Origin of the sequence: Rhodococcus sp. EPR-157, assembly GCF_001647195.1 — a bacterium.
Taxonomy (GTDB): Bacteria; Actinomycetota; Actinomycetes; order Mycobacteriales; family Mycobacteriaceae; genus Rhodococcoides.
Genome location: NZ_LVCV01000658.1, coordinates 1 through 505 on the forward strand (window position 1 = coordinate 1; position 505 = coordinate 505).

A 505-nucleotide genomic window follows, 5' to 3' on the forward strand; every position below is an offset into this window, starting at 1 on the left:
TCGGCAAGACCGCGCAGGTCTTCCTGAATGTTCGGCAGTTCGGTGTTCAGACCCTTGAAGATGTTCTCCAGCCGATCGATCGTCATCCCGAGTTCTTGTCCACGACCGGACAAGCCCTGCGCCAACGCACCGAGCGTGCTCGCCAGATCCTGCGGCGGGATCGCCTCGAGCAACGGCAGCAGGTTGTCCAGTAGCTGCCCGACCTCGATCGCGCTTCCACTGGTGTCCTGCCGGAGCACGGTGCCGTCGGTGATCGGCGACGCGGTGTCGTTCTCGGGAATCATCAGTGCCACATACCGTTCGCCGAACAGAGTCTTCGGCAGCAACCGAGCGGTGGTGTTCGACGGAATAAGCTCCGCCTTGTCCGGATCGATCGCCAGCTTCGCGGTGACGACGCCGTCGACCGAGGTCGCGGACCTGACCTCGCCCACGATCAGACCGCGCACTTTCACATCGGCGTTCGACGGCAACGCATTTCCGACGGAATCGGTCACCAGATCGATAC

Annotated in this window: 1 protein-coding gene; it reads right to left on the minus strand. The window is 62.6% G+C overall.

Going from position 1 to position 505, the window contains the following annotated elements:
* Window positions 1-505: MCE family protein (locus A2J03_RS27865; RefSeq protein ID WP_156520630.1), on the minus strand; the 505-nt coding region annotated here is incomplete at both ends.